Below are 25,545 nucleotides of genomic sequence, written 5' to 3' on the forward strand. Positions count from 1 at the left end.
TGGTGATTAGAGCGCAGCGACGCAGTGACGGGCACCGTGGTCAAGCAGTCCTTGATAGGCCCGAGTGACCGCATCGACAAAAGCACCCTGTTGCGGCAGTTCCGGGCCAAAGATGGCCTCAATGGCCAGCAACGGTTTGACCACGTTGCAACTGAGGCCGTGCTCTGCATAGATCGCCTGGAAGCGGGGTAGCAGGGGATCCCTGACATCGATCACCTCACCGTTTTCTCCCTCACCGCTGACATAACGCATCCATCCGGCGATGCCCAATGCCAGATGCCGGTAATCACTGCCGTTCTTCAGATGGAAGAGGACGGAGTCGACCATGCGTTGTGGCAGCTTTTGACTGCCATCCATGGCGATTTGCCAGGTCTGGTGTTTGAGCGAGGGGTTGGTGAAACGGGCGATCAGTTGTTGGGCATAGCCCTCGAGATCAGTTCCAACAGGCATGTTCAGGGTTGGCGCCTGTTCATTGAGCATCAGGGCAAGTGCAGCCTGGCGGTAGGCCGGATTGGTCATGGTGTCTGCGATATGGGCATAGCCGCCGAGGTAGCCGAGATAGGCGAGAAATGAGTGGCTGCCGTTCAGCATGCGCAATTTCATTTCTTCAAAGGGCACGACATTGCTGACAAATTCGGCACCGGCCAGATCCCAGTTCGGTCGGCCATTGACGAAATTATCTTCAATCACCCATTGCCGGAATGGCTCGCAGGCAATACCACAGGGGTCAGCCACACCAATGGCCTGCTCAATCTCGGCCAGCGTCTCAGGGGTGGCTGCAGGTACGATGCGGTCGACCATGGTGCAAGGGAAGGTGACCTGCTCACGGATCCAGGATGCCAGCTCTCCATCGAGCAGTTCGGCAAATCCCAGAATGGACTGACGTGCAACATGACCATTTTCCTGCACGTTGTCGCAAGACATGACTGTAAAGGGAGGGAGGCAACGCTCTTTGCGCAGGCGCAGGGCGGCAACGATGCAGCCGATGGCGGAAGTGGGGGCATCAGGGTGCTGCAAGTCGTGCTGGATCAACGGATTCTGCGGGTTGAACTGCCCGGTGGCAGGGTCTGCGCAATAGCCTTTTTCAGTGATCGTCATCGATACAATGGCGACTTGCGGTTCTGCCATCTTCTCGAGGATGGCGGACATGCCGTCAAAGGTGGGGTGCAGTGACTCCACCACAGAACCAATCACTTTGGGCTGTACGCTCTCGGCACCCTTCTCCAGCACGGTGTAGAGGTGGTCTTGTGCTCTGAGCGATCGGATCAGCTCCTCACCACCGAACAGGTTGACCTCACAGATCCCCCAGTCACCTCCGCCAGCTGCGAGCGTCTCATGGGTAATCAAGGCTTGGTGGGCTCGATGAAACGCGCCGAAGCCGATATGAACTATCCGGTTTCGCAGTGCTGCTCGCGGATAGGGGCTCAACATCAATTCACTCAGCTTGTTCTTCATCTTTTCTTGCCTCGATTTATAAATTTTTGCACATCACCAGAGTCGCTGGTTGGCGCCAAAGGCGTCAGCCAACCGTTGCGTGTCGTGACATGACTTGTATGGGTAACTGGGATATCAGCCTCTGCATGCTATCTCCAGGTCAGCCATAAGTCTATTTTGGTTGACCAAATAGATCTTTTTTTGAGATCGAGATCAACCAAATGAGTTAAGTTGGTTGACCTATGGCTGTTACCTCAAGATGATGGCCGCACATCGCAGTAGTCAATATGCCTTGATGTGGCCTGACTCATTTAAATTGGTGATTGAAGGATTCATTATGAGCATCAAAGTTAAAAACTTTAGGTGGTATATCATCGCCTTGGTTTGTCTTGGCACAATAGTTAACTATTTATCCCGCAGCTCATTGAGTGTTGCCGCACCTCAAGTAATGAGTGAGCTGAATTTTACAGAAAAAGAATATTCATGGATCGTAAGTGCATTTCAGATATGTTACACAATTGCACAGCCGATTGCTGGTTATATAATCGATATGATTGGTTTGAAAGTAGGCTTTTTTATTTTTGCAGTCGCTTGGTCTCTATTTAATATGGCGCATGCATTTGCTGGCGGCTGGATTAGTTTGGCGGTATTGCGTGGCGGCATGGGGTTGACGGAGGCTGCGGCTATTCCAGCAGGGATGAAGGCTAGTGCCGAATGGTTTCCAGCCAAGGAGCGTGGCATTGCCGGTGGATTGTTTAACGCTGGTACCTCAGTCGGAGCCATGCTTGCTCCTCCGTTGGTAGTCTGGGCAATGCTAACCTTTGAAAGCAGTGGGTTAGGCACTGAAATGGCATTCATAATCACCGGAGGTGTGGGGATCCTCTTTGCGATCACCTGGTTTCTTGTATATCGCTCCCCCAGAAAACATAAATGGATTTCCCAGAACGAGCTGACATATATAGAAGAGGGGCAAGAGAAACATCTCACAGCCAATGAGGGTAAGCCTGAAATAAAAGAAATTATCAAACAGCGTAATTTTTGGGGCTTGGCAATAGCAAGGTTTCTAGCAGATCCAGCTTGGGGAACGCTCAGTTTTTGGATGCCTCTATACTTGACTTCGGTAATGCATCTTCCTCTTAAAGAAATTGCCATGTTTGCCTGGTTACCATTTCTTGCTGCTGATTTCGGATGTATTGCGGGTGGATTTATTGCAAAGTTTTTCATGGAAAAACTTAATATGACAACACTGAATGCGCGGCGAGCTACTTTCACCATTGGGGCGATACTTATGTTGGCAATTGGCTTTGTCAGTATTATTAAGGATCCCTACGTGGCGATTGCCTTGATGAGTATCGGTGGATTTGCTCACCAGACGTTGTCAACCGTGGTTATTACCATGTCGGCAGACCTTTTCAAAAAGAATGAAGTGGCGACAGTCGTTGGCCTTGCGGGTTCGGCAGCCTGGATTGGCCAGCTATCGTTCACTCTGGTGATGGGGGCCTTGGTGGCAATTATTGGCTATGGGCCTTTCTTCATTAGCCTCAGTGTCTTTGACTTGGTGGGTGCCGTTGTGCTGTGGGTATTGCTAAAAGAGCCGGCAGCCCAGAGGTTGACTCATCTTCACATGGAGAAGGCTGCAACAACGCTCTCATAAGCATGTCAGAGGGTCACCAAGGTGTTGATACTGGATATCATGATTACTTTGGTTGACCAATTGTTGTTGGTTGCTTACCATTTTGGAAAACTACGCTACCAATTTGAGAGCAAGCCATGAGTGTTGAAGTAAAGCGTCAATATCGTGAAGTTGGTGAGTTTATCAAGGAAGAGTTGGCTTCAGGCAAGTACGCCTTGGGCTCCCGTCTTCCTCCTGAGCGCGACATTGCTGAACAGGTGGGAGTGGGGCGCTCTGTGGTGAGAGAGGCTCTCATCATGCTCGAGATTGAAGGTTTTGTAGAAGTGAAGAAGGGGTCCGGTATTTATGTCATTGCGATCCCTTCCGAGCCAAATTTCAGCCCGAATGATACCGTGATGGGACCTTTTGAACTGCTGCAAGCCCGGCAATTGCTGGAGAGCAATATCGCAGAGTTTGCCGCCATTCAGGTGACTCCGTCAGATATACAAAAAATGCGCGCAGCCCTGGAGGCTGAGCGTCGTGATGTCGAGAGTGGTGAGGGTGAAGAGGGTGATATGAATTTTCACCTGGCAATAGCCGAAGCGACTCATAACAACATGCTGGTGGCATTGTGGCGCCAGTCTTGGGTTAGTCGAGAAAATAACCCGATGTGGCAGCATTTGCATGACCGGATTGCCACTACTGAATATCGCAAAGAGTGGTTGAATGACCATGTTGCAATCTTGTCTGCAATGCAAAAAAAAGATCCTGCGGCAGCCAAACTGGCGATGTGGACCCATTTAGAGAATGTCAAACAGCGATTGATGGAGTTGTCAGATGTTGATGCTCCCGAGTTTGACGGATTTTTGTTTGGCTCTTATCCAGTCAGATTTTCAAGTTAGCGAACGAATTTAAACCAAGAGGTAGTAATGGAACAAACATGGCGCTGGTATGGGCCTAATGACCCGGTAACCTTGAATGATATCAAACAGGCGGGGGCAACTGGTATTGTGACTGCCCTGCATCATATACCAAATGGTCAGATCTGGAATAAAGACGAGATACTCGCTCGCAAAGCATTAATTGAAGAAAAAGGTTTAACCTGGTCGGTAGTTGAAAGTGTACCTGTACATGAAGAGATCAAGACACATTCTGGCCAGTATCAGCAATGGATAGAGAACTATAAAGAGTCGATCCGTAATCTGGCTGCATGTGGCATCGACACGATTTGCTATAACTTCATGCCCGTACTGGACTGGACCCGAACCGATCTGGAATACGAGATGCCGGACGGTTCCCGAGCCCTGCGTTTTGACCATATTGCGTTTGCCGCCTTTGAGCTCTACATCCTCAAGCGCCCGGGTGCCTTGCACGAATACTCACCGGAAGAGCAGCAACAGGCATTCAGCTACTTTAATGAAATGAGCCCGGAGCAAATAGAGACACTGACCCGGAATATCATTGCCGGCTTACCTGGTGCTGAAGAGGGTTATACTCTGGAAGCATTCCAGGCTCAGCTGGATAAATACAAGGATATCGACAAAGAGCGTTTGCGAGAGCACCTGGCCTATTTTCTCGATGAAATAATCCCTGTTTGTGAAGAGTCTGGCGCCCGTTTGGCTGTCCATCCGGATGATCCTCCCCGCCCGATCCTGGGGTTACCGCGCATTGTCTCTACCATTGATGATATCGCGTGGTTGGTTAACCGGATTCCCAGTCAGGCCAATGGTATTACCATGTGTACCGGCTCTTATGGTGTGCGTGGGGATAATGACCTGGTTGATATGATAAAACGTTACGGGAATCGTATTTACTTCACCCATTTGCGTTCAACCAAGCGGGAAGATAATCCGAAGACATTCCATGAAGCGGCTCACCTTGATGGTGATGTCGACATGTATAATGTAGTGTTGGAAATTGTACGTGAAGAGCAACGGCGACTGAAAGATGGTGATAATAGACTTATCCCCATGCGACCTGATCATGGTCATCAGATGATTGATGATCTGAATAAGAAAACAAATCCCGGATACTCATGTATTGGTCGTCTTAAAGGGCTGGCTGAAGTGAGGGGATTGGAAATGGGTATAACCAAGGCATTTTTCTCAAATAACTGACCATTATCGTGTCTGGTTGAATAGAAGACAGGAGGCTATCGAGCCTCCTTTCTTCTATCCGGAAATCCTTGATTGCCAGCCAAAAGATTGCGCCCCGGATCAGCTCTTGTTAGCCTGTGCGGCTCTGATAGAGGAGTGAACAATGAGCAAGGTACTTGATGAGCTGCTGGCGTTGCTGGCGCTGGAAAAAATCGAGGAGGGCCTGTTTCGGGGCCAGAGCCAGGATCTCGGTCTTCGGGCCGTGTTTGGCGGACAGGTAATGGGGCAGGCCTTGTCAGCCGCCAAGCAGACGGTCGAGACCGGCCGTCAGGTTCACAGTTTTCACTCCTACTTCCTGCGTCCGGGGGATGTGACCCGTCCCATCGTCTATGACGTGGAGAATATCCGCGACGGCCAGACCGTCTCCACCCGTCGGGTCAAGGCGATTCAGGGCGGCAAGCCCATCTTCTATCTCAACGCCTCGTTTCAGGTGCCGGCCGATGGCTTCGAGCATCAGGCGCAGATGCCCACCGGCATCACCCCGCCGGAAGAGCTCAAGAGCGAGCTGGAGCTGGTGCGCCCCTACGAGAACCTGATCCCGGCCTCCCTGCGGGACAAGATCCTCTGCGAGCAGCCCATTGAGATGCGTCCGGTGACCCTGGTCGACCCTATTCGCCCGACGGTGCAGGATCCGGTACGCCACGTCTGGTTCAAGGCCAACGGCCAGATGCCGGACGATCTGCGGGTGCACAAATACCTGCTGGCCTACGCCTCCGACTTCAACTTCCTGCTCACCTCGCTGCAGCCCCACGGGGTGTCGTACTGGGAGCCGGATATGCAGGTGGCCACCATCGATCACTCCATGTGGTTCCACCGGGATTTCCGCTTCGACGACTGGCTGCTCTACGTGGTAGACAGCCCGAGCGCCAGCAACGGTCGCGGTCTGGTGCGCGGTCAGTTCTTTACCCGCGACGGGGTGCTGGTGGCGAGCACCATGCAGGAGGGGGTGATCCGCCGTCGCGGCAGTTAAGGCGCAAAGCGGATAGCAAAACGGGGTGGCTTGGGCCACCCCGTTTTCGTTGCTGCGATGTGCGCGGGCTCGGCGGACTCAGCCGCCGCGCTGGTACTTGAAGCGCTTCTTGCGCCGGTAGGGATAGACATCCTCGAACACCCCCACCTTGATGTTGCTCTGCAGCATCTTCCAGTAGTTGGCGTCGAACATCTCCTTGTGCAGCTGCAGCATGATCTCCCGCACCTGCGGCTTTTGCAGCAGGAAGGTGGCGAACTCCTCTGGGAAGATGTCGTTGGGGGCCACCGAGTACCAGGGCTCGGCGCTCCACTCATCCTCGGGGTAGCGGGGCGGCGGGATCTGGCGGAAGTTGCACTCCGTCATGTAGCAGATCTCGTCGTAGTCGTAGAAGACCACCCGGCCGTGACGGGTGACGCCGAAGTTCTTGAACAGCATGTCCCCCGGGAAAATGTTGGCCGCCGCCAGCTGCTTGATGGCGTTGCCGTACTCCTCCAGCGCGAGGCGGGTCTGCTGCTCGTCCGCCTTGTCCAGATACAGGTTGAGCGGGATCATCTTGCGCTCGGTATAGAGGTGCTTGATCACCAGCTTGTCGTCGCTGATGGTGAGGGCCGAGGGTGCCACCGTCTTGAGTTCGGCAAGCAGTTCCGGCGAGATGCGATCCAGCGGAAACTCGAAGTTGGTGAACTCCTGGGTATCGGCCATCCGGCCAACCCTATCGTGCTGTTTAACCAGCCGGTATTTCGCCTTTACCTGCTCGTGGCTCACATCCTTCGGGGGAGTGAACTCGTCTTTTATCACCTTGAACACCACATCGTAGGAGGGGAGGGTAAACACGCTCATCACCATCCCTTTGATGCCGGGGGCGATGATGAACTGATCCCGACTCTGTGCCAGATGGTGGCGGTAGTGGCGATAGAGCTCGGTCTTGCCGTGCTTCTGGCAGCCGATGGCGTTGTAGATCTCGTAATCGGGCTTGTGGGGCATGATTTGACGCAGGAAGGCGACAAACAGCGCCGGTTCGCGGGCATAGACCATAAAGTAGGCGCGGGCGAAGCCAAACACGATGGAGGCGAGATCCGGCTCGAAGATAACTGTATCCACATAGATGCTCTGGCCTGTGCTGAGCAGGGGCAGAATAAAGGGGAAGACCTGATCCCGGGCCCGGATCAGTCCCACCAGATAGGCCCCCTTGTTGCGGTAGAACACCTCTTTGAGCAGCTCGATGGCAAAGGGCTCGTCATGGAGTATTTGCGGGCCGTTCTCCGCAAGATGGCGGTGGATGTCGACAATATCCCGCTGCTTGTCCTCGTAGGGGAGGGTGAAGCTGTAATCCCCCAAAAGCTGGCTCAACGTCTGCGGCAAGTGGGCCAGATCGGTGCGATAGATCCGCAGCAGGGCGCTTAAGTCCGGTTTTTCGCCACGGCTGACAAAGGGGTGGATATAGAGGTTTTCGTCGCGGATATTGCGATGGCGGAAGATCCGGCGATAGACGGAGTTGAAGAAGGACTCCGCCACCTCGAAGTTGTCACAACGGGGCAGCAGATCGCTGAAGGCACTTTTGACCCGCTTGAGCAGCTCCTGGGTGGCGTGGTGCTCCCCCATCATCTGGCGGATGGAGCTGGCGGTGGCCCCTACATGGTGGTCATAGAGGCGAATACGCTCGCGCCCGGCGAGCTGCACCCCCAGCCAGTCACTGTTCTCGAAGCGGCTCTTGCTGCCCTGGGTTATCTCGAGAAACCGGCTGTAAAACGACTCGAAGCGTTGCAGGATAGTCTCGGCGACGGCCTGTTCCAATGGCTGCTGCATCTCTCTCTTCCTTGTGATCTGTCGGGCCGATAGCGCGAAGGATTGGGTGTAATTTGTTCACACGTCTGGCCACTATCGCAACATTCAAACGTCTGTTCAAGTGGCAATTTTCGGGGATAAACGGTAGATTGCGCCCCTGTTTTGGTGATGGTTTAGCGACTGTTTGCTGTCTGTTTGAGAGGCCGTTCGGCCTGTGAGGAAACCCGATGAAGCTCTATTTTGTCCTGGTGGCACCTGCCCGACCTGCGAATGTGGGGGCGGCTGCCCGCGCCATGAAAACCATGGGATTCGATGCCATGCGACTGGTGGCGAGCCGGGTACACGAAGAGGAGGAGGCGAGCTGGGTAGCCCACGGCGCCCAGGAGATCCTGACCCAGGCCGAGGCGTTCGATACCCTGCCCGAGGCGCTGGCGGATATGGATCTGGTGATCGCCACCACTGCCCGTGAGCGCGGTCGCTACCAGCACTACCTCACGCCGGGGGAGATCCGCGAGCAGATCCGCGCCAAGCCATCACTCGGCAAGGTCGCCATCGTCTTTGGCTGCGAGGAGTCGGGGCTCTCCAACGAGCAGCTGGCCGAGGTCGATCTCATCAGCTATCTGCCCCTCAAGGTGAGCTACCCGTCTCTCAATCTGGGGCAGGCGATCATGCTCTACGCCTACGAGATGAGTCAGCTGATGGATGAGCTGAACGCCGACGGCGCCACTGCGGTAGCAGAAAATTTTGATAACGCTGGGCAGGTTCGGGTGCTGAAAAGCAAAACAGCAGAATTGCTGGGTGAACTCGGAGTTTCGCAGGATGAAAAACTGTATCAATGGGTGATGGACCGGGTGCCCATGCTGCCGCAGCGGGATTTGAACATGCTCCACCTGCTCTGCAAAGACCTTGCGCGCAAACTTGGCAAAGAGGTTTAAGTTGACAGCCCAGCGCCCGCCGCGGTATTGCTAAAAGCCAGCTTCGTCAACGAGTGTTCGTCATGCAGTTATTCACCAACGTCATCACCACCACCATTATTACCGGTACCACCACAGGTGGCACTGGGGCCGGTTGATGCGCTGACGAACAAGCACAGAAATCAGAAAAGGCCCGTACCCACCCAGTACGGGCCTTTTTGTTGGACTGGTTTTTAGATTGAATTTCATAGATTTACAGGGAGAGAAAGCGATGAGAGTGTTGAAATTTGGCGGGTCTTCACTGGCCGATGCAGAGCGTTTTTTACGGGTGGCCGATATCGCGGTCAACACCCACGGCCAATCTCAGGTAGCCCTGGTGCTCTCTGCACCTGCCAAGGTGACCAATCATCTGGTGGCGCTGGTGGAACAGACCAGTCGCGGCATGGATGCCAGTTCCACCCTGTTTGAAGTCAACGGTATCTTCTCCCGACTGCTGGCCGGGTTGAAGGCGGCCTATCCGGCGCTCGATGACAAGGCGCTGTTGGCCCGTCTCACCGCCGAGCTGGATCAGGTGGAGCGGCTGATGCAGGGCATCCGCCTGCTGGGCCTCTGCCCGGATAACGTGCAGGCGCGCATTCTGAGCCGTGGCGAGAACCTCTCCATCGCCTTTATGCACGAATTGCTGCGGGTGCGTGGTCTGGATCTGGAGCTGATCGTACCGGAAGAGCTGCTGGTCACCGACGGCGGCTATCTGGAAGCCCATGTCGATATCGAAGCCTCCCGCCTGCGCTTTGCCGCCAAGGGGCTGCGTAGCGACTGCCTCTACCTGATGCCGGGCTTTACCGGTGGCAGCGACAAGGGCGAGACCGTGCTGCTGGGTCGCAACGGCTCCGACTACTCCGCCGCCGTGCTGGCTGCCTGTGTCGATGCCGAGTGCTGCGAGATCTGGACTGACGTCGAAGGCTGCTACAGCTGCGACCCCCGTCTGGTGCCGGATGCCTATCTGCTGAAAACCCTCTCCTACAAGGAGGCGATGGAGCTCTCCTACTTCGGTGCCAAGGTGCTGCACCCGAAAACCATCGCGCCGGTGGCCCAGTTCCACATTCCCTGCCTCATCAAGAACAGCTTCAACCCGCAGGGGCCGGGCACCCTTATCGGCCCCGAGAGCGGCGACGATGACCTGAAAGTGAAGGCCATCTCGGATCTCTCCGGCATGTGCATGTTCAACGTCTCCGGCCCCGGCATGAAGGGGATGGTTGGCATGGCCGGTCGTATCTTCTCAGCCGTCTCCCGCGCCGGGGTCAGTATCGTGCTGATCACCCAGTCATCTTCCGAGTACAGCGTCAGCTTCTGTATCCACAGCTACGACAGCGACAAGACCCGCAAGGTGCTAGAGCGCGAGTTCGAGCTGGAGTTCAAAAACCAGCTGCTGGAGCCGCTGGATATCATCAGCGATCTGGCGATCATCTCCCTGATCGGTGACGGCATGCGCACCAGCAAGGGGATGGCGGCCCGCTTCTTCACCTCGCTGGCGCAAGCCTCCATCAATATCGTCGCCATTGCGCAGGGCTCCAGCGAGCGTTCCATCTCGGCGGTGGTGCGGGATCGAAAGGTGGCGGAAGCCATCAAGGCGTGCCACCAGAACTTCTTTGGCAGCCAGCAGTTTATCGATCTGTTTGTGGTAGGGGTCGGCGGCGTCGGTGCGGCGCTGGTGGATCAGATTGCCCGCCAGCAACCGGTACTGGCCGAGCAGGGCACTGGCCTTCGCGTGGTCGGCATCGCTAACAGCCGCCAGATGGCGGTCAACAAGGATGGCCTGAACCTCGCCAACTGGCGTGAACAGCTGGTGGAAGCCCGCGACAGCTTCTCGCTGGAAGGGGTGAAAAAGCTGGTGGAAGATAGCCACATCATCAACCCGGTGATCGTCGACTGCACCTCCTCCGAGGCGGTAGCCGTCCAGTATGCCGACTTCCTCGCCGCCGGTTTCCATGTGGTCACTCCCAACAAGAAGGCCAACACCGGTTCGCTCGATTACTACAAGGCGCTGCGCCGCACCGCCCGCCAGACTCGCCGCAAGTTCCTGTACGAGACCAACGTCGGCGCCGGTCTGCCGGTTATCGAGAACCTGCAGAACCTCATCATGGCCGGTGACAAGCTGCGTGCGTTTGACGGCATCCTCTCCGGTTCCCTCTCCTTTATCTTCGGCAAGCTGGACGAGGGGATGGCCTTCTCCGAGGCAACCCAAATCGCCCGCAGCAACGGCTTTACCGAGCCGGATCCCCGTGACGATCTCAACGGCATGGATGTGGCGCGCAAGCTGCTCATTCTGGCTCGCGAAGCAGGTATGGCGCTGGAGCTCTCCGATGTCGAAGTCGAGCAGGCGCTGCCGCCCGGCTTTGATGTGAGCGGCGACGTGGAAGCCTTTATGGCCCGCCTGCCCGAAGCCGATGGCTGGTTCCGCGACCAGTTCGCCGCTGCCCAGCGTGAAGGCAAGGTGCTGCGCTATGTGGGCTCCATCGAGGGTGGCAAGTGCAAGGTGGCCATCAAGGCGGTCGGTGGCGACGAGCCGCTGTTCAAGGTCAAAGACGGGGAGAACGCGCTCGCCTTCTTCTCCACCTACTACCAGCCGATCCCGCTGGTGCTGCGTGGCTATGGCGCCGGTACCGAAGTGACCGCGGCGGGCGTCTTTGCCGACGTGCTGCGCACCCAGAACTGGAAGCAGGAGTTGTAAGCATGAGTTCAGACATGTACCAGAGCAGTAGCGTGGTTGCCTACGCGCCCGCCTCCAGCGCCAACCTGAGCGTGGGATTCGATGTACTGGGGGCGGCGCTCGCCCCCGTGGATGGCTCTCTGCTCGGCGATCGGGTACAGGTAAAAGGGGCTGACGTGCCGTTCGCCCTCTCATCCGTGGGCCGCTACGCCCACAAGCTGCCGGACGATCCGAAAAAGAATATCCTCCATGACTGCTGGGTGGCCTATGGCGAGGCGCTGGAGAAGCGCGGCCTTAAACTCAAGCCGCTTGAAATGGTGCTGGAGAAGAACCTGCCGGTCGGCTCGGGTCTGGGTTCCAGCGCCTGCAGCGTGGTGGCGGCCCTTGAAGGGCTCAACGCCTTTCACGGCGCGCCGCTCAATGAGCACGACATGCTGCTGCTGATGGGAGAGATGGAGGGCAAGATCTCCGGCTCCGTCCACTACGACAACGTGGCCCCCTGTTATCTCGGCGGCATGCAGCTGGTGCTGGAAGAGCACGGCGTTATCAGTCAGGGCATTCCGGTGTTTGATCAGTGGTACTGGGTGGTCTGCTACCCGGGTACCGTGGTTTCGACCGCTGCCGCCCGCGCCATTCTGCCGGCCCAATATCGCCGTCAGGATTGCCTCACCTACGGTCGCCGCCTGGCTGCCTTTGTCCACGCCAGCTACACCGGGCAGGAGGGATTGGCCGCCAGCGTATTGAAAGACGTGATTGCCGAGCCCTACCGCGCTGCGCTGATTGAAGGCTTTGCCGAGGTACGGGCTCAGGCGGCCCAGAACGGGGCGCTGGCCACCGGCATCTCCGGCTCAGGTCCCACCGTGTTTGTGGTGATGAAGGATCTGGCGCAGGCCGAGCGGATGAAAGATTGGATGGAAGCACATTTCGTGCAGAACGAAGATGGATTTGCCCGGGTCTGCAAACTGGACATGGCCGGGGCACGGGTAACAGGAAGCGAGCTATGAATCTTTACAATATCAAGGACAACAGCGAACAGGTGAGCTTCGCGCAGGCGGTGCGTCAGGGTCTGGGCCGCGATCAGGGGCTCTTCTTCCCCGAACAACTCGAGCCGCTGGCCGATGTGGATGCCCTGCTGGCGCTGCCGCTGGCCGAACGCTCTGCCCGCATCATCAGCCACCTGCTGGGGGACGAAGTGCCCGCCGCCAAGGTGAGCGAGCTGATCAACGCCGCTTTCACCTTCCCGGCGCCGCTGGTGAAACTCAAAGATGGCACTTATGCCCTCGAGCTGTTCCACGGGCCGACCCTGGCATTCAAGGATTTCGGCGGCCGCTTTATGGCCCAGTGCCTTGCGGCCTTTAGAACCAACGACAAGATTACTATCCTCACCGCCACCTCCGGCGACACCGGCGCCGCCGTGGCCCACGCCTTCTACGGGCTGGAGGGGATTGAAGTGGTGATCCTCTATCCCAAGGGCAAGATCAGCCCCTTGCAGGAGAAGCTCTTCTGCACCCTCGGCGGCAATATCCGCACCATCGCCATCGATGGCGACTTCGATGCCTGTCAGGCGCTGGTAAAACAGGCCTTTGACGACGAGGCGCTGAAAAAGGCCATTGGCCTCAACTCCGCCAACTCCATCAATATCAGCCGTCTGCTGGCGCAGGTTTGCTACTACTTCGAAGCGGTGGCCCAACTGCCGAAAGCTGACCGCGCCAAGGCTGTGATCAGCGTGCCGTCCGGCAACTTTGGCAACCTCACCGCAGGCTTGATTGCCAAGGCGCTGGGGCTGCCGGTGAAGCGCTTTATCGCCGCCACCAACGCCAACGACACCGTGCCGCGCTATCTGAAAACCGGTCAGTGGGAGCCGCACCAGACAGTGGCCACCCTGTCGAATGCCATGGATGTCAGCCGCCCCAACAACTGGCCACGGGTAGAGGAGCTGTGCCGCCGCAAGGACTGGGCGCTGGAGACCCTGGGGTCAGGTATGCGTGACGATGCCCAGACTCGTGATGCGCTGAAACGGCTGCACCAGCTGGATTACCTCTGCGAACCCCACGGTGCCATAGCCTGGGATCTGCTGGGGGAACAGTTGGCCGAGGACGAAGTCGGGGTGTTCCTGTGCACCGCTCATCCGGCCAAGTTCAAGGAGTCGGTGGACGAGATCCTGCATCTCGATGTACCGCTGCCCGGCCCGCTGGCCAAGCACGCCGAACTGCCGCTGCTCTCTGTTAATTTGCCTGCGGAGTTTGCTCGCTTAAGGGCGTTTTTGGTGGGTTAAGCCGTCGAGCTGAGATAACCGATAGAAATAAAAATCCCCCAGTAATGGGGGATTTTTATTTTCTGGATTGGGAAAGGTGGCTAAATTATGAGTCATCCGAGTAATGACTGACTCAGAAGGGGGGGTAAAAGTTCCTTAAATGAGTTTATTGAAAACGATTGCTGTTTTTTACAAAATCAAAGATACACACCAACTTACAAAAATTACTTGATATACTCGGCATCAATAAAGCATCATCAAAATGCTTTTTAAGGATTTTCAATAAATCATTAATATCGCGTTTTATTAAACCGAAATCCATAAATGGAACCATTCTTAGGAATACGCCAAAATCATCATCGCTGTTGTACAACTCATTTATTCCAATTTTTATTTCAGAATATTTCTCAGCTCTTTTGCTATCACCGCCACTAGATCTAAATGAGCTCTCATCGATATGGAATCTGGCTTTAACTCCATTCGAAAAACTATAATCCTCTATACATGTCCCATCTGTATTTAATAAGCCAGCATTATTTAAAAAATGAAAGATTGGTATTCTTGCATTACCTTTACAGTGCTTAGGCAGAACATCATTGGCAACTTGCTTCCAGTCATAATTACCATTTTCAAATACAACCTCTCGCATAAGATCAAATCGTTCTAGTCCAACTAATCCTTTTGCCGCCATTGATTCTGATTTTTTAACCATCGAAATAGCACCATAACCGACAACAAATTCTGTTTGTGCCTTTGCATCTGCTATTGATTCTGCATCTCGAACGTATAGCTTTCCTTTAGGATCATCCGTTAATACAAGCTCATAAAGCTCATCTTTTATTGTTCTAAACAAGTGGGCTGGAATTCTTTTCTTGGTTTCACTCAACACTTCAAATATTTCTTTGTAAGATGAAGTCCTTACATACTTCACTGGTATTTGTTTATGAATAACTGAATCACTAATACTCGCTTCTTCTGTATCAGGCTTCCACTCAACAAATAATAGTTTATTTTGTAAAAACTCTAAACTTTGCACTGGAAAGCAACTTACTATATCTTCAAGAATTTCTGCTATATGTGGATCAGTCAAAGAATAACCTAAAAATACAACTGGTCTTTCAATAAACATCGTTAGAAGTTTTGATGATAAATAAGGATTCTTTTTACGATATTTATCGTAATCTGAAGATGTTAGAACTAAGCTGTTTGGACTTGAGCAACATCCGTGAATTTTATATATTTCAGCGATGCCGTGACTACGACCAGTAATTAATCCATCCTGACCAATAAAAGGCGTAAATCTTGGGAATTGTTGTTCCAAGAACATATCCCAATTAGTTGTAATAATACCATCTATGTTAGCCCGTGCTAATAATGAAATTTCTTCTTTTAGTGACTCATCACTGGTGACATTGTTATGGGAATTACCAATGAATACTGAAATTGATACTTTTAGTGGGGATTGCTCATCTGTAAATAATTCCTCATGTTCTTTAACTAGCTTTTCAGCCTCATCTGTACCCCACCATTTTTCTGAATAGGTTTTAGCAAGCATCTGAGCATACAGGGGCCAATCCTGGCTAGATTTTGCCCGAAGTTGAACATGATTCTCACCAATTTTTTCAGAAAAAATTTTAAGTAAATCTTCCCAACAGCATAATCCTAGATAACGTTTGGAAACCCCCGACCCAACAAATAATATCGGGGATGCATCAAATTGCTTAAAATGATTTTCCAGATCTTTCTTAAAACTCATTTTTGTATCCTTTTTACATTTACCTTATTAGTAGTATTTTTATTCGATTTGAATACAATTCGGTAAATTAGTATCTGTCGAAAATCTGGTACACCAACCTTTCTGAGCACTGGTCGAGGACACGCATGTTGGGCTAAATATCGTAGGTTGGTGCTGAACGAAGTGAAGCCCAACGTTTACCGTGAAAGCTAAAATTTATTTGGTTGTTGATTTTGGTATGATTAAAATTTATCTTGCTTTGGAAGTAATATCTCTCATTTGTTGGGCTTCGCTACGCTCAGCACCAACCTACACGAACTGAAGCCCAACGTTTACCGAGAAAGCTAAATTCGGTTTTTGATTTTATATGGTCAAAATTCATCTTGTTTGGAAAGTCATATATCCCGTTTGTTGGGCTTCGCTACGCTCAGCGCCAACCTACAAAACATTCCAAGCCGATTATTCCCGACCCGAGTCACTATCAATGGCCCAATCTGGCGTTATCCATCCTACGGCGATATGGCGATGAATTGACGAGTAAGGCCAATCGACAGGTTTGGCACAATAACCATGTTTGACCGGATTGAAATGGATGTAATCGACATGGGCTTGCAGATCTTTGTCATCCCGGATCAGATGCTCCCAATAACGGCGTTGCCAGATACCGCGTTCCCGTTTTCTGAGTCGGCTCTCCCGTATCCGCTCTGTTTTGGCGAGATTTCGTGAAAGGCCAGCCTTGATCAGAGACCAGCGCATGGGATAGTCACTGTCATCCGGTGGTAGTTGCCAGATGGCATGGAGATGATCCGGCATCACCACCATGGCAATGATCTCGAAGGGGTGTTGTTGTTTGACGTTGCGGATCACTTCACGCAGAAGGTCGATATGACGTACCAGTAGATCCTGCTTGCGATCAGCCAGGTTGACGGTGAAGAACCAACATGCCCCGCTGGTTGTTGCTCGGCGATAGCGCATGGTTCTCCTTTCCGGTGTAGGGGGTGAAATATCCGGTCTGTTCGGTTACACGAAATGGGAACCAACTAATCGAAGGCATACGTGTTGGGCTTCGCTGCGCTCAGCGCCAACCTACGCAATGCATAAATCACTGTGCAAAACCCACGCTACCGCCCGTGGATTACAGCTTCCAATATGCTCCATTAACCAGCGAGGGTAGCAACCCATCACTGATGAATAGGCACCGGATGGCTATGTTAAGCCAATCGAATCTGGCCACACCAGTCAAAAAATGACGTAAGTGTCAGTAATGACTGATTTTTTGCGCTGGCTCAATAAAAGGGTGTGGGCGGAGGCAGGATTCCCATGACCCTTGATTCTATTGGGGTTGGCGGGAAAGTAGGGGGCAGGCTTGCTGTTGGAGAAGGCTTTACGGGGACAATCCCGCTCAGCCAATCGGCGCTATAGTGCGGGCGATGGTTGCCCTGTGCTCCCTCTCCCAAACTGGCGAGGCGGGGGATCTGCGGCAACAATCAGCTGTTGCCATCACAGCCATTTGCAACACATCGTCATGCAAATATGACCGTGCAAACACATCACCAGATAGAGAGGAGATCACCCATGAAGCGTACCATCCTGTTCGGCCTGCTCTGCGGCAGCGTGCTGCTGGCCAATCCGGTCTTTGCCAACGACGCAGCCCAGTTGCAGTGCGAGGCGCAGGCCGCGGCCAAAAAGCTTAACGGCGCCGCCAAGACCAGCTTTGTCGGCAAGTGCGTGAAAGATGCCGCTGGCGCCGCGAGCGGCGAGTGCGAGAAGGCGGCCGCCGACAAGAAGCTGGCCGGTGCGGCCAAGAACAGCTTTATCCAGAAGTGCGTGAAGACGGGCGCGGCAGTGGATCCGGCAGCCAAGTGCGAGAAGGCGGCAGCCGACAAGAAGCTGGCTGGCGCGGCCAAGAACAGCTTTATCCAGAAGTGCGTGAAGGATAGCGCCGCCAAGTAAGGCATTTTCTCATCCGGTGTGTTTGCGGGGGCCATCAGGCCCCCGTGCTTTTTATGCGTAGTGAACGCCGTGAAGCCCAAGCGTTGTCGGGAACATTAAATTCGGTTGCTGATCTTCTATGACCGGGCTCCCTATCTGGTTTTGGACATATTATCTCCCGCTTGCTGGGCTTTGCCTTGTTCAGCGTCAACCCATGAATGGTATCCATCACGGTTCACCGCCCACGCGATCGCCGATGGATTACCACTTCCGATTTGAGCCATTAACCCGCGAGGGGGCCACCCATCACTGATAAATAGGCATCGGATGGCTGGCGATAAGCCCCTCTTCAGCGGGAAGAGGGGCCGCAATAGTGCTCCCTGGCGGGCCGAGTTAGCCGAGGCTGGCCCAGGCCAACCGCAGTTTCAGTCCCGGGCCCGAGCTCCAGCCAGTGGTGGAGCTCACCACTTTACCCTGCTTGATGATGAGGAAGCTGGGGGTGACGCTCACCTGCCAGCGGGCGGCAAGGTCGCCATGCTCATCATTGTGGGTCGGGAAGGTCAGCCCCTTCCTGGCCATCCCCTGCTGCAACCTGGCTTGGTCGCCGGAGCGCAGCGCCACTGTCAGCACGTTTTCGCCGTCTCGCCATAGCTGCTCCACTGTCGGTGTGGTAACACGGCAGACTGCGCACCAGCTGGCCCAGTAATAGATCAGCAGTGGTCTGTCCCGACTCATTGTCTGCAGGTCGGCCAGAGTGCCATCTTGCAGCAGCAGTTGAGGCAGCGGGCTTTCCTCTGGCAGCGCCGGACTGCGCCAGAGGTCCAGCGCTGTCGAGATAATCACCGCCAACAGCAGCAGCCAGAGGGCCTCCTTGCTCCAGCGGCGCAGACGGAGGATCCGGGATGATGTTGCTGTCATGACTCCCCCTTGATGACCAGTGCGTTTTTGACGTTGCCCCCGAGCGCTATATGAGGGAGATCAGCCGATTGCCGATAATTTCCCCCTTGCGCTGCGGGTATGCCCCGCTCTCCCGGCAGGGTCTGTATGAGCAGGATATATCTCATCTTGTTTCTCCTTGAACAGGGGCGTTCGCAGCGTGCTCCAGAGTGGCCAGCAGAGTTGCACGATCCAGCAGGGGAGAGAGGATCTCGCCACCCGGTAGCCCGGGGCCATAGATTTGGTTGAAAGGAATGGCCACACTGCCGCGTTGGCGCAAGAAGCCGGCGATGCTGTCTGAGGGGCGGCTCCAATCCCCGCGCAAGGCCACCACATCGGGGGCACTCAGGGCTCGTTGCACATCATCGCGCAGCAGCACGTTGAATTTGTTGGCTTTGCAGGTGATGCACCAGTCGGCGGTCACATCGACGAAGACCCGCTTGTGTTGTGCCAGGGCGTCCTGGATGGCCTGCTCCGAGAGTGGCTGCCAGTGGACGGTATCCTGTTGTGGTTTGCCCTCCATGGTGAAGGCGCCGCCGAGCAGCAGGGCTGCGGCCAGCAAGCAGCCCAGCGCCAGCCCCAGGGTTACACCGCGAATACCGTGGCGCCATACGACCGCCAGCAGCAGGGCTGCCAGTATCAGAGCCATCAGGATCACCACCCCGTTATGGCCGATATGGTTGCCAAGCAGGCTGAGCAGCCAGAGGCTGGAGCCCAGCATCATCAGGCCGAGCAGGATGCGCAGGCGCCCCATCCAGCGTCCCGGTTTTGGCAACCAGAGCGCGAGACGGGGCAGGGCGGCGATGAGCAGCCATGGCAGGCTCATGCCAATCCCCAGTGCGGTAAAGACAAGCCAGAGTTGACCGGATGGCGCCCCGAGCGCAAAGGCGACTGCGGTGCCAAGGAAAGGGGCGGAGCAGGGTGTTGCCAGCAGAGTGGCAAAGCAGCCCTGCATAAAGTGACCGGCCATGCCGTTGCCACCCGCGGTTGCCAGACGGGTGTTGACATTGCTCGATAACCTGATCTCGAACAGCCCCAGCTGGTTGGCACAGAACAGCAAGGTCACCACGACCATGAAGCCGATAAACCAGACGCTCTGGAACTGGATACCCCAGCCGACGGCCCCCTGGGTGGCGCGCAGCAGGGTGCTCATCAGTGCCAGCGCCCAAAAGGAGACCAGGATACCAACGCTTGCCGCCAGGAACTGCAAGCGAACCGGGCGACGCTCACGGGTCTCCAGCTGCAGTACTGATCCCAGCTTGAGGGCCAGCACCGGCAACACACAGGGCATCAGGTTGAGAATAAGCCCCCCAAGCAGTGCAGCTCCCAGGATCCAGCGCAGCGAGTGGCCACCAGCGGGTAGTAGCAGGGGATCACCTATGGTGACCTGGCGCTGCCAGGCTTCGTCACCGTTGACCAGTACCACGCCCAGTTGCTGATGACGGATATCTGGTGCATCCCCTTGCCAGCCATCGCTGACCGGAATGCGGGCAATCAGGGTATTGCCCTGCACCTCCAGGCTGGGCTCGCCAAACTCGACCCCTTCCAGCTGCTGGAGGAAAATCTGCGGAGCCCGCCACCCCTCTTGCTGCTTAGCGCTCAGCTGTAGCCGGTTTTGCTGGTAGCCGGCCTGGAGGTTGACGCTCTTGGGCATGGCTTGAGGCAGCTTGCTCATCGCCTGTGCATAGGCAAGGTCGAATCCGTCCGGTGCCGTACCATCCAGAGCAAGGGCAAAAGGGTAGTCGGTCAGGATGCAGACGTTGCTGCAGGTTGAAAGGCGTAACGTGCCGGTCAGCGCCTTGCGGTTGCCATGGCCAAGGCTGATGGGAAAGGTAACGGCCTGCTGATACCCCTGGGTCGACATGCCGCTGACCGCGAATCGCTCTGGCACTGGCCAGTGCCATTGTTGAGTGAGTTGGGGATCATCCCAGAGAATTTCAGGGGCAATTCCCCCTTCACCCGGGTTTTGCCAATAGGTTTTCCAGCCGGACTCGAGTGCCAGACTGAGCAGCATCCGGGGCTGTGCCGGATCCCGGCTATCTGCTTGCAGCCGGATTTGTGCGTGATCGTTGCGGGGGCTGGTGAGCCAGCCGGTATCGCTGGCCAATCCGATGGATTGCCACAGCAGGCTGCCCAGCAAGAGGGCAGTCTTGAAGATGTTTGACATGGTGTTGTCTCTTGAAAATGAAAGTCAGGGTTGTTTAAGCCGCGACTGACTCATTCTCGCCAGACACAAAGGGTGAGATGAAGCCGCCGTTCTGGCGGGGAGATATTTCTGGGTGGGGGGAGGGGGGGCGAGCAACGGGGCAGTGGTGCCAGCAGGGCGATCAGGAATGCGATGGCAAAGAAGATCTGTTCGGCGCATTGCAGGCTGGCGGCACTGAGCCACTTGCCGTTGAGCTGGCAACTGCCGGGTTGCGGCGTTGCGGCGCGGCCATCCTCATCGACATCGATGGCGGAGGATGGGGCGGTCAGCATATGGCAGCCCGCGGCTATCTCCAGCTGAGCCAGCCTGGTCAGTGGCTGTAGTGCACAATTGAGCAGCAGAATGCAGACCAGCAGCAGGAGTCTTGTCGCCACGCGTTGTCGCAAAATCATGTTGCTCCTGCCTTCTTGGAATGGGGCACATCCTATCGATCAATGACAGCCCGGGCAAGCCGGTCGGATGGAACCCCGTTTCTTGCAACCGGTGAGTTGCCACGCAGCCCTCGTAACTTGCCGAGAACCGAGCGTGCTGGCCAGATCAGTCTGCCAATGCTCCGGACAAGGGCAATCGCTCAGCTACCAACAGTCAGTGATGTTCCGCGCATGCAGGCAGTCAGTGTAAAGAGAACCCGTCGAGTACTGAATGGACATTGGGATATGGGGATCCATGCCGAGACGAGAGAAAGGCCAGGCTGAAGATGGTTCATTTGGCGCAAAATAATCTCTTTTGGTCGCCAAATATTGAAAGCGTTTTCAGAAATCATTTTCAATTGTGATCCGCTTCAAAGCTTTTTAATACGTCAACCTCTAGCATTGGCCCCACGAATTAGGGGCTAGCGCTCCCGATTTTCCCGCTGTGGGAGGTAACCGGATGATCCGGCTATTTCCTTCGTTACTTTCGACGGTCATCACGGATGGCCGTTTTTTTTTTGAGTTATTTCACGGTAAAGGGTCGAGTGGCTGACGCTTTCCCGTTAAAATTCCGCTTTTGCATCTGCCCGTGAGTCTTGATGTCTGCCTCCACCCTCTCCCCGGATAGTTATCTGCTGCTCAGTGCCTTGCAACTGCAGCGTGTCGCCAGTACCCGTCTGTTACAAGATACGCTGGGGGCGGGCCATGAGCTCGCCAGCCACCTGACCCGGCTCCATGACGCCGGCCTTGTCAGATTGCGCGGGGAGCAGCAGTGGAGCCTGACTGCAGAGGGGACGCTGGCGCTGATCCTGGGGGTGCGGGCTGGGCTTTGTGCTGCCCCTGACTGGAGCCGGGTCTCCTCGGTGACCGGCCAGGATCTGGTGCACGGGCTGGTGCGCGAGCTTTGCAGGGGCAAGGCGGGCGAGATCCCGGCTTTCTTCTCTCCCGGTGATCTGCTCACACTGCTCGATACCGCAGATGCCCATCTGCTGCTGGCGGGTTCCAGCCCCGCCTGGCAGCAACTGTTGCTGGAGCACTTCTCGCTGCAGCTGCTGCTCGATGCCCCTTATGAAGAGCGCTGGCCGCTGGCCAATGCGCTAGTGCGCTGTGCCCCCGAGGTGCAGGCGCAAGGTAAGGCGTTTGAGGCGGAGTGGCGCTGGCTCTGTGGGGATGGCGAAAGCACCGATTCCAGCCTGTTGTGGCCTGCCCTGCAGGCGGTTGCCTCGCAGGGGGAGTGTGGCCCGCTGGGTGAGCGGTTGCTCACGGCTCTGGGCCAGTGGCAGGCCGAGGGTCATGAGGGGCAGTGGCCGCGTGCCTTCAGTGCTTTGCTCTGGCTCGGCTGGTTGCAGCAGGCAGACCCCGTCATTGCCAGCGAGCAGCGCAAGAAGTGGCAGCGCAGCCTTGGCGGACAATTTCCGCTGCTGGCCGATCTGCTCAGCCAGTGGGCCGGTGAGCGGCATGGGCAGGCGGTCGGGCTGTTCGATACCCTGCAACTGCCTGTGGAGGAGCTCCACTGGGGCTATCTCTGGCTCGATCTCTGTGCGCTGGCCCGTCACGGTGCCCAGAGCCCGCAGGTGGCCATGTTGCACAAGTGGGACCTCTCCCATCTGCTCGATGCCGAGCCTCATCATCGCTTGATGGCGTTTTGTCAGGATCTGCTGCGCATCTTGTTGGGCGAGGCGGCCAAAGGGGCGCCCTTGTGCCAACTACGCGGCAGTGAGGAGAGTGCGCAAGAGGGCAGTGACGAGCAGGATGATGACGGGGACGTGGATAAAACCGCGGCCTCTGCCAGCTGGCTCAACTGGTTGCAGGGGCTGGGCCGCGCCAGTGGCTTACGCAAGCCGCAGGAGCGGCTGGTGTGGCTGCTCCATGCCGAGGGCCCCGAGCTGGAGTGCAAGATCCAGAAGCTGAGTACCAAGGGGGAGTGGACCGCCGGTCGCCGGGTCGATCCGACCCTGCTCTCTACCCAGTATGCCGCCATGCTCGACGAGCATGACTGGGCACTGGTTCGCACCCTGCCACGGGTGATGGGACGGCTGCCGCGGGATGTCTGGGCGCCGCTGGCCGATCACCCCCGCTTGTTCAACGCCAAGGGGCAGAAGCTGCAACTGGCCATCAGCGCCCCCCTGCTGCAGGTGGTGGCCACCGAACAGGGGATGAGTGCGCAGCTCTGCCCCGATGCGGCCGCTCGCGGGGCCCATATCATGCCGCTGGCGCAGGATCTGTGGCAGCTGATCCTCACCCCGCAGCCGCTGCTCGACCGCTTGCCTGCGCTCGAATCCATCCCGCTGCTGCCCGCCGAGGGGCTGGCCGAGCTGCAACGCACCTTGGACGCTATTCCCGAGCTGCCCTGGCACAGTCAGGTTGCGGGGCTTAGCGGCAACGCCGAACTGGCTCCCTGGCCGGGCATTCCTTCGGTGCAACTGGATTGGCAGGATGGTCAGCTGTCGGTCAAGCTGGTGACCCGCTTTGAGGATCTGCCGCCCCAGCCCCTTGGCAAGGGGGAGGCGATCGTGCGGCAGGGGATCAAGGCGTACCACTACTGGCAGCGGGATCTCGCGGCCGAGAAGGGGCAGGCCCAGCTACTGCGCAATCAATTGCCCATCGGCCTGCCCGGCAGCGAGTGGCGCCTTGAAGGAGAGCAGGCACTGGCATTGGTCAATGCCCTGCCGGAGCTGGTGGATGCCGGTGTGGTCATTCACTGGCATCAGGACAGCGCCCGCCTCAAGAGCCTCGATGAAGCGGCACTGAGCCTGCGCATCGAGCGGCGGCAGGACTGGTTCCAGGTCGAAGGGGCGCTGGCCCTCGATGAGCATCAGATCCTCGATTTGCGCCTGATCCTGCGTCAGCTGACCCCGGGTCAGCGCACCGTCCAGCTCGACGAAAAGACCAGCCTGATGCTGAGCGACAAGCTGGTGGAGCGGCTTTCCATGCTGGGGGCCATGCTCGACGACGAGCAGCGGATCAACCACAAGCTGGCCTATCCGCTGACCCGTCTGCTCTCGGTCATCACCACCGAGGGGGATGCGGCATGGCAATCTCTGCAGCAGGAGTGGCAGCAGGAGGTCGATTGCCCGGACGAGCTGCTTACCTCCCTGCGGGACTATCAGAAAGAGGGGGTGCGCTGGATGGCGACCCTGGCCCATCACGGTTTTGGTGCCTGTCTGGCCGATGACATGGGTCTGGGCAAGACACTGCAGGCGCTTATCGTGCTGCGGATGCGCCAGCACCTTGGCCCTGCCCTGGTAGTGGTGCCCAAGTCAGTGGTCACCAACTGGCAGGAGGAGGTGGCCCGTTTCGCCCCCGAGCTGGAGGTGGTGATCTTTGACAATCCCGCCGAGCGCGAGCGCATTATTCGCGATGCCAAAGCGGGGCAGGTGATCATCATCAACTACGGTATGCTCGGCAGTCTGGCGGAGGCGCTCAAGGGGCGTCGCTGGCCCTCCATGGTGCTCGATGAGGCCCAACAGATCAAAAACGCCGGTACCCAGCGCGCCAAGTTGTTGTTCCAGCTGGAAGGGGATTTTCGCCTCGCCCTCTCCGGCACGCCCATCGAGAACCATCTGGGGGAGTTGTGGAGCCTCTTTACCTTTATCAACCCGGGGTTGCTCGGCAGCCTTGGCGAGTTCAAGCGCCGCTTTGGCAAGGCGGTCAAGGATCCCCAGCATATGGCGTTGCTGCGGGCGGTGATCAGCCCCTTCATCCTCCGTCGTCTCAAGCAGGAGGTGTTGACCGAGCTGCCAGACAAGACCGAGATCATTCACCACATCAGCCTCTCCCCCGAAGAGCGTCAGCTCTACGAGGCGACTCGGCGTGAAGTGGTGCAGCAGGTGCAAAGTGCCGATGGTCGTGCCCTGATGCATGTGTTGAGTGGTCTGACCCGGTTGCGCCGGCTTTGCTGTTCGCCGGAGCTGGTGATGCCCGAGTGGTCGCAAACCAGCAGCAAGCTGGATGAGGCGATGGCCCTGCTGGAAGAGGCGATTGACGGTGGTCATCGGGTGCTGGTGTTCAGTCAGTTTGTAGACTTGCTGAGCCTGCTGCGGGCCCGCATCGAGCAGAAATCCTGGGATTACTGCTATCTGGATGGCGGCTGCTCCGCCAAGTCCCGTCAGGACTCCATCCTGCGTTTTCGCCACGAGGAGGTGCCGCTATTCCTCATCAGCCTCAAGGCGGGGGGGACCGGCCTCAACCTCACCCAGGCCGATACCGTGCTGCACCTCGATCCATGGTGGAACCCGGCGGTGGAAGATCAGGCGAGCGATCGGGCGCACCGGATGGGGCAGACCCAGCCGGTGACCGTTTACCGGCTGGTGTGCGAGCAGACGGTGGAGGAGAAGATTGTCGCCCTGCACGACGAGAAGCGGGCGCTGGCCGATGGGTTGCTGAGCGGCCAGTCCGAGGTGCGCGGGCTGGATGTGGAGAGCCTGCGGGCCCTGCTGATGGGCTGATTGGCGACGCCACCTTTCATACCGCCTATCGATACAGAAAAGG

At 56.5% G+C, this 25,545-nt stretch carries 17 protein-coding genes; 10 read left to right on the forward strand and 7 right to left on the reverse strand.

The window, feature by feature from the left end:
• Positions 1–6: 6 nt before the first annotated feature.
• On the reverse strand, positions 7–1,455 hold the full coding sequence (locus tag G5179_RS03930) for a fructuronate reductase (protein WP_421257901.1): 1,449 nt from the start codon (positions 1,453–1,455) through the stop codon (positions 7–9).
• Positions 1,456–1,771: 316 nt separating this feature from the next.
• Here G5179_RS03930 and G5179_RS03935 point away from each other — a divergent pair, with 316 nt between their 5' ends.
• From G5179_RS03935 to tesB, 4 genes are all read left to right on the forward strand, one after another.
• A complete protein-coding gene (locus G5179_RS03935; protein WP_421171771.1) occupies positions 1,772–3,088 on the forward strand; it encodes an MFS transporter in 1,317 nt (438 codons plus the stop codon).
• Positions 3,089–3,204: 116 nt separating this feature from the next.
• Complete coding sequence (locus G5179_RS03940) at positions 3,205–3,948, forward strand: FCD domain-containing protein (RefSeq protein ID WP_005347333.1); 744 nt, start codon at positions 3,205–3,207, stop codon at positions 3,946–3,948.
• Positions 3,949–3,975: 27 nt separating this feature from the next.
• Positions 3,976–5,163 carry a mannonate dehydratase gene (gene uxuA, locus G5179_RS03945; RefSeq protein WP_421257902.1) on the forward strand — a complete coding sequence of 396 codons (1,188 nt, stop codon included), beginning with the start codon at positions 3,976–3,978 and terminating at the stop codon, positions 5,161–5,163.
• 142 nt (positions 5,164–5,305) lie between these two features.
• Positions 5,306–6,172, forward strand: a complete 867-nt coding sequence (gene tesB / locus G5179_RS03950; RefSeq protein ID WP_421244361.1) for an acyl-CoA thioesterase II — start codon at positions 5,306–5,308, stop codon at positions 6,170–6,172.
• A gap of 78 nt (positions 6,173–6,250) precedes the next feature.
• Here the strand turns inward: tesB and aceK are convergent, their stop codons facing one another.
• Entirely contained in the window at positions 6,251–7,978 is a 1,728-nt protein-coding gene (gene aceK, locus G5179_RS03955) for a bifunctional isocitrate dehydrogenase kinase/phosphatase (protein WP_338710175.1), read from the reverse strand.
• A gap of 206 nt (positions 7,979–8,184) precedes the next feature.
• Between aceK and G5179_RS03960 the strand changes: the two genes are divergently transcribed.
• From G5179_RS03960 to thrC, 4 genes are all read left to right on the forward strand, one after another.
• On the forward strand, positions 8,185–8,892 hold the full coding sequence (locus G5179_RS03960) for a tRNA/rRNA methyltransferase (protein WP_421208620.1): 708 nt from the start codon (positions 8,185–8,187) through the stop codon (positions 8,890–8,892).
• A gap of 250 nt (positions 8,893–9,142) precedes the next feature.
• A complete protein-coding gene (thrA, locus tag G5179_RS03965) occupies positions 9,143–11,602 on the forward strand; it encodes a bifunctional aspartate kinase/homoserine dehydrogenase I (RefSeq protein WP_042080981.1) in 2,460 nt (819 codons plus the stop codon).
• 2 nt (positions 11,603–11,604) lie between these two features.
• Complete coding sequence (gene thrB, locus G5179_RS03970) at positions 11,605–12,585, forward strand: homoserine kinase (RefSeq protein ID WP_421257903.1); 981 nt, start codon at positions 11,605–11,607, stop codon at positions 12,583–12,585.
• Positions 12,582–13,856 (forward strand): threonine synthase, encoded by a 1,275-nt coding sequence (gene thrC / locus G5179_RS03975; RefSeq protein WP_421257904.1) that lies wholly within the window; start codon positions 12,582–12,584, stop codon positions 13,854–13,856. Before thrB ends, thrC begins: the two co-directional genes overlap by 4 nt.
• A gap of 145 nt (positions 13,857–14,001) precedes the next feature.
• Here thrC and G5179_RS03980 read toward each other — a convergent pair whose 3' ends face one another.
• Entirely contained in the window at positions 14,002–15,591 is a 1,590-nt protein-coding gene (locus G5179_RS03980; protein WP_421257905.1) for an SIR2 family protein, read from the reverse strand.
• Between the two features lie 438 nt (positions 15,592–16,029).
• Positions 16,030–16,545, reverse strand: a complete 516-nt coding sequence (locus tag G5179_RS03985; protein ID WP_421257906.1) for an REP-associated tyrosine transposase — start codon at positions 16,543–16,545, stop codon at positions 16,030–16,032.
• A gap of 600 nt (positions 16,546–17,145) precedes the next feature.
• Here G5179_RS03985 and G5179_RS03990 point away from each other — a divergent pair.
• A complete protein-coding gene (locus G5179_RS03990) occupies positions 17,146–17,523 on the forward strand; it encodes a hypothetical protein (protein ID WP_421257907.1) in 378 nt (125 codons plus the stop codon).
• Between the two features lie 372 nt (positions 17,524–17,895).
• On the opposite strand, the gene G5179_RS03995 is transcribed toward G5179_RS03990, so the two are convergent.
• The 3 genes from G5179_RS03995 to G5179_RS04005 form a co-directional block, all read right to left on the reverse strand.
• Positions 17,896–18,420 carry a protein disulfide oxidoreductase gene (locus G5179_RS03995; protein WP_216978388.1) on the reverse strand — a complete coding sequence of 175 codons (525 nt, stop codon included), beginning with the start codon at positions 18,418–18,420 and terminating at the stop codon, positions 17,896–17,898.
• 142 nt (positions 18,421–18,562) lie between these two features.
• Positions 18,563–20,605: a protein-disulfide reductase DsbD family protein gene (locus G5179_RS04000; RefSeq protein WP_421257908.1), complete on the reverse strand. Its 2,043-nt coding sequence runs from the start codon at positions 20,603–20,605 to the stop codon at positions 18,563–18,565.
• A gap of 50 nt (positions 20,606–20,655) precedes the next feature.
• Complete coding sequence (locus G5179_RS04005; protein WP_288728523.1) at positions 20,656–21,036, reverse strand: hypothetical protein; 381 nt, start codon at positions 21,034–21,036, stop codon at positions 20,656–20,658.
• Positions 21,037–21,653: 617 nt separating this feature from the next.
• On the opposite strand from G5179_RS04005, the gene G5179_RS04010 reads away from it, so the two are divergent.
• Entirely contained in the window at positions 21,654–25,502 is a 3,849-nt protein-coding gene (locus tag G5179_RS04010; protein ID WP_421257909.1) for an SNF2-related protein, read from the forward strand.
• Positions 25,503–25,545: the final 43 nt, after the last annotated feature.

This window comes from Aeromonas sp. 600886 (assembly GCF_049174935.1).
GTDB lineage: Bacteria > Pseudomonadota > Gammaproteobacteria > Enterobacterales > Aeromonadaceae > Aeromonas > Aeromonas veronii_A.

Coding starts and splice junctions, on each gene's coding strand:
- thrC (WP_421257904.1), top strand. CDS start 12,582: ATGAATCTTTACAATATCAAGGACAACAGCGAACAGGTGAGCTTCGCG.
- G5179_RS03960 (WP_421208620.1), top strand. CDS start 8,185: ATGAAGCTCTATTTTGTCCTGGTGGCACCTGCCCGACCTGCGAATGTG.
- G5179_RS04000 (WP_421257908.1), bottom strand. CDS start 20,605: ATGTCAAACATCTTCAAGACTGCCCTCTTGCTGGGCAGCCTGCTGTGG.
- thrA (WP_042080981.1), top strand. CDS start 9,143: ATGAGAGTGTTGAAATTTGGCGGGTCTTCACTGGCCGATGCAGAGCGT.
- thrB (WP_421257903.1), top strand. CDS start 11,605: ATGAGTTCAGACATGTACCAGAGCAGTAGCGTGGTTGCCTACGCGCCC.
- uxuA (WP_421257902.1), top strand. CDS start 3,976: ATGGAACAAACATGGCGCTGGTATGGGCCTAATGACCCGGTAACCTTG.
- G5179_RS04010 (WP_421257909.1), top strand. CDS start 21,654: ATGTCTGCCTCCACCCTCTCCCCGGATAGTTATCTGCTGCTCAGTGCC.
- G5179_RS03935 (WP_421171771.1), top strand. CDS start 1,772: ATGAGCATCAAAGTTAAAAACTTTAGGTGGTATATCATCGCCTTGGTT.
- tesB (WP_421244361.1), top strand. CDS start 5,306: ATGAGCAAGGTACTTGATGAGCTGCTGGCGTTGCTGGCGCTGGAAAAA.
- G5179_RS03940 (WP_005347333.1), top strand. CDS start 3,205: ATGAGTGTTGAAGTAAAGCGTCAATATCGTGAAGTTGGTGAGTTTATC.
- G5179_RS04005 (WP_288728523.1), bottom strand. CDS start 21,036: ATGATTTTGCGACAACGCGTGGCGACAAGACTCCTGCTGCTGGTCTGC.
- G5179_RS03980 (WP_421257905.1), bottom strand. CDS start 15,591: ATGAGTTTTAAGAAAGATCTGGAAAATCATTTTAAGCAATTTGATGCA.
- G5179_RS03985 (WP_421257906.1), bottom strand. CDS start 16,545: ATGCGCTATCGCCGAGCAACAACCAGCGGGGCATGTTGGTTCTTCACC.
- G5179_RS03930 (WP_421257901.1), bottom strand. CDS start 1,455: ATGAAGAACAAGCTGAGTGAATTGATGTTGAGCCCCTATCCGCGAGCA.
- G5179_RS03990 (WP_421257907.1), top strand. CDS start 17,146: ATGAAGCGTACCATCCTGTTCGGCCTGCTCTGCGGCAGCGTGCTGCTG.
- aceK (WP_338710175.1), bottom strand. CDS start 7,978: ATGCAGCAGCCATTGGAACAGGCCGTCGCCGAGACTATCCTGCAACGC.
- G5179_RS03995 (WP_216978388.1), bottom strand. CDS start 18,420: ATGACAGCAACATCATCCCGGATCCTCCGTCTGCGCCGCTGGAGCAAG.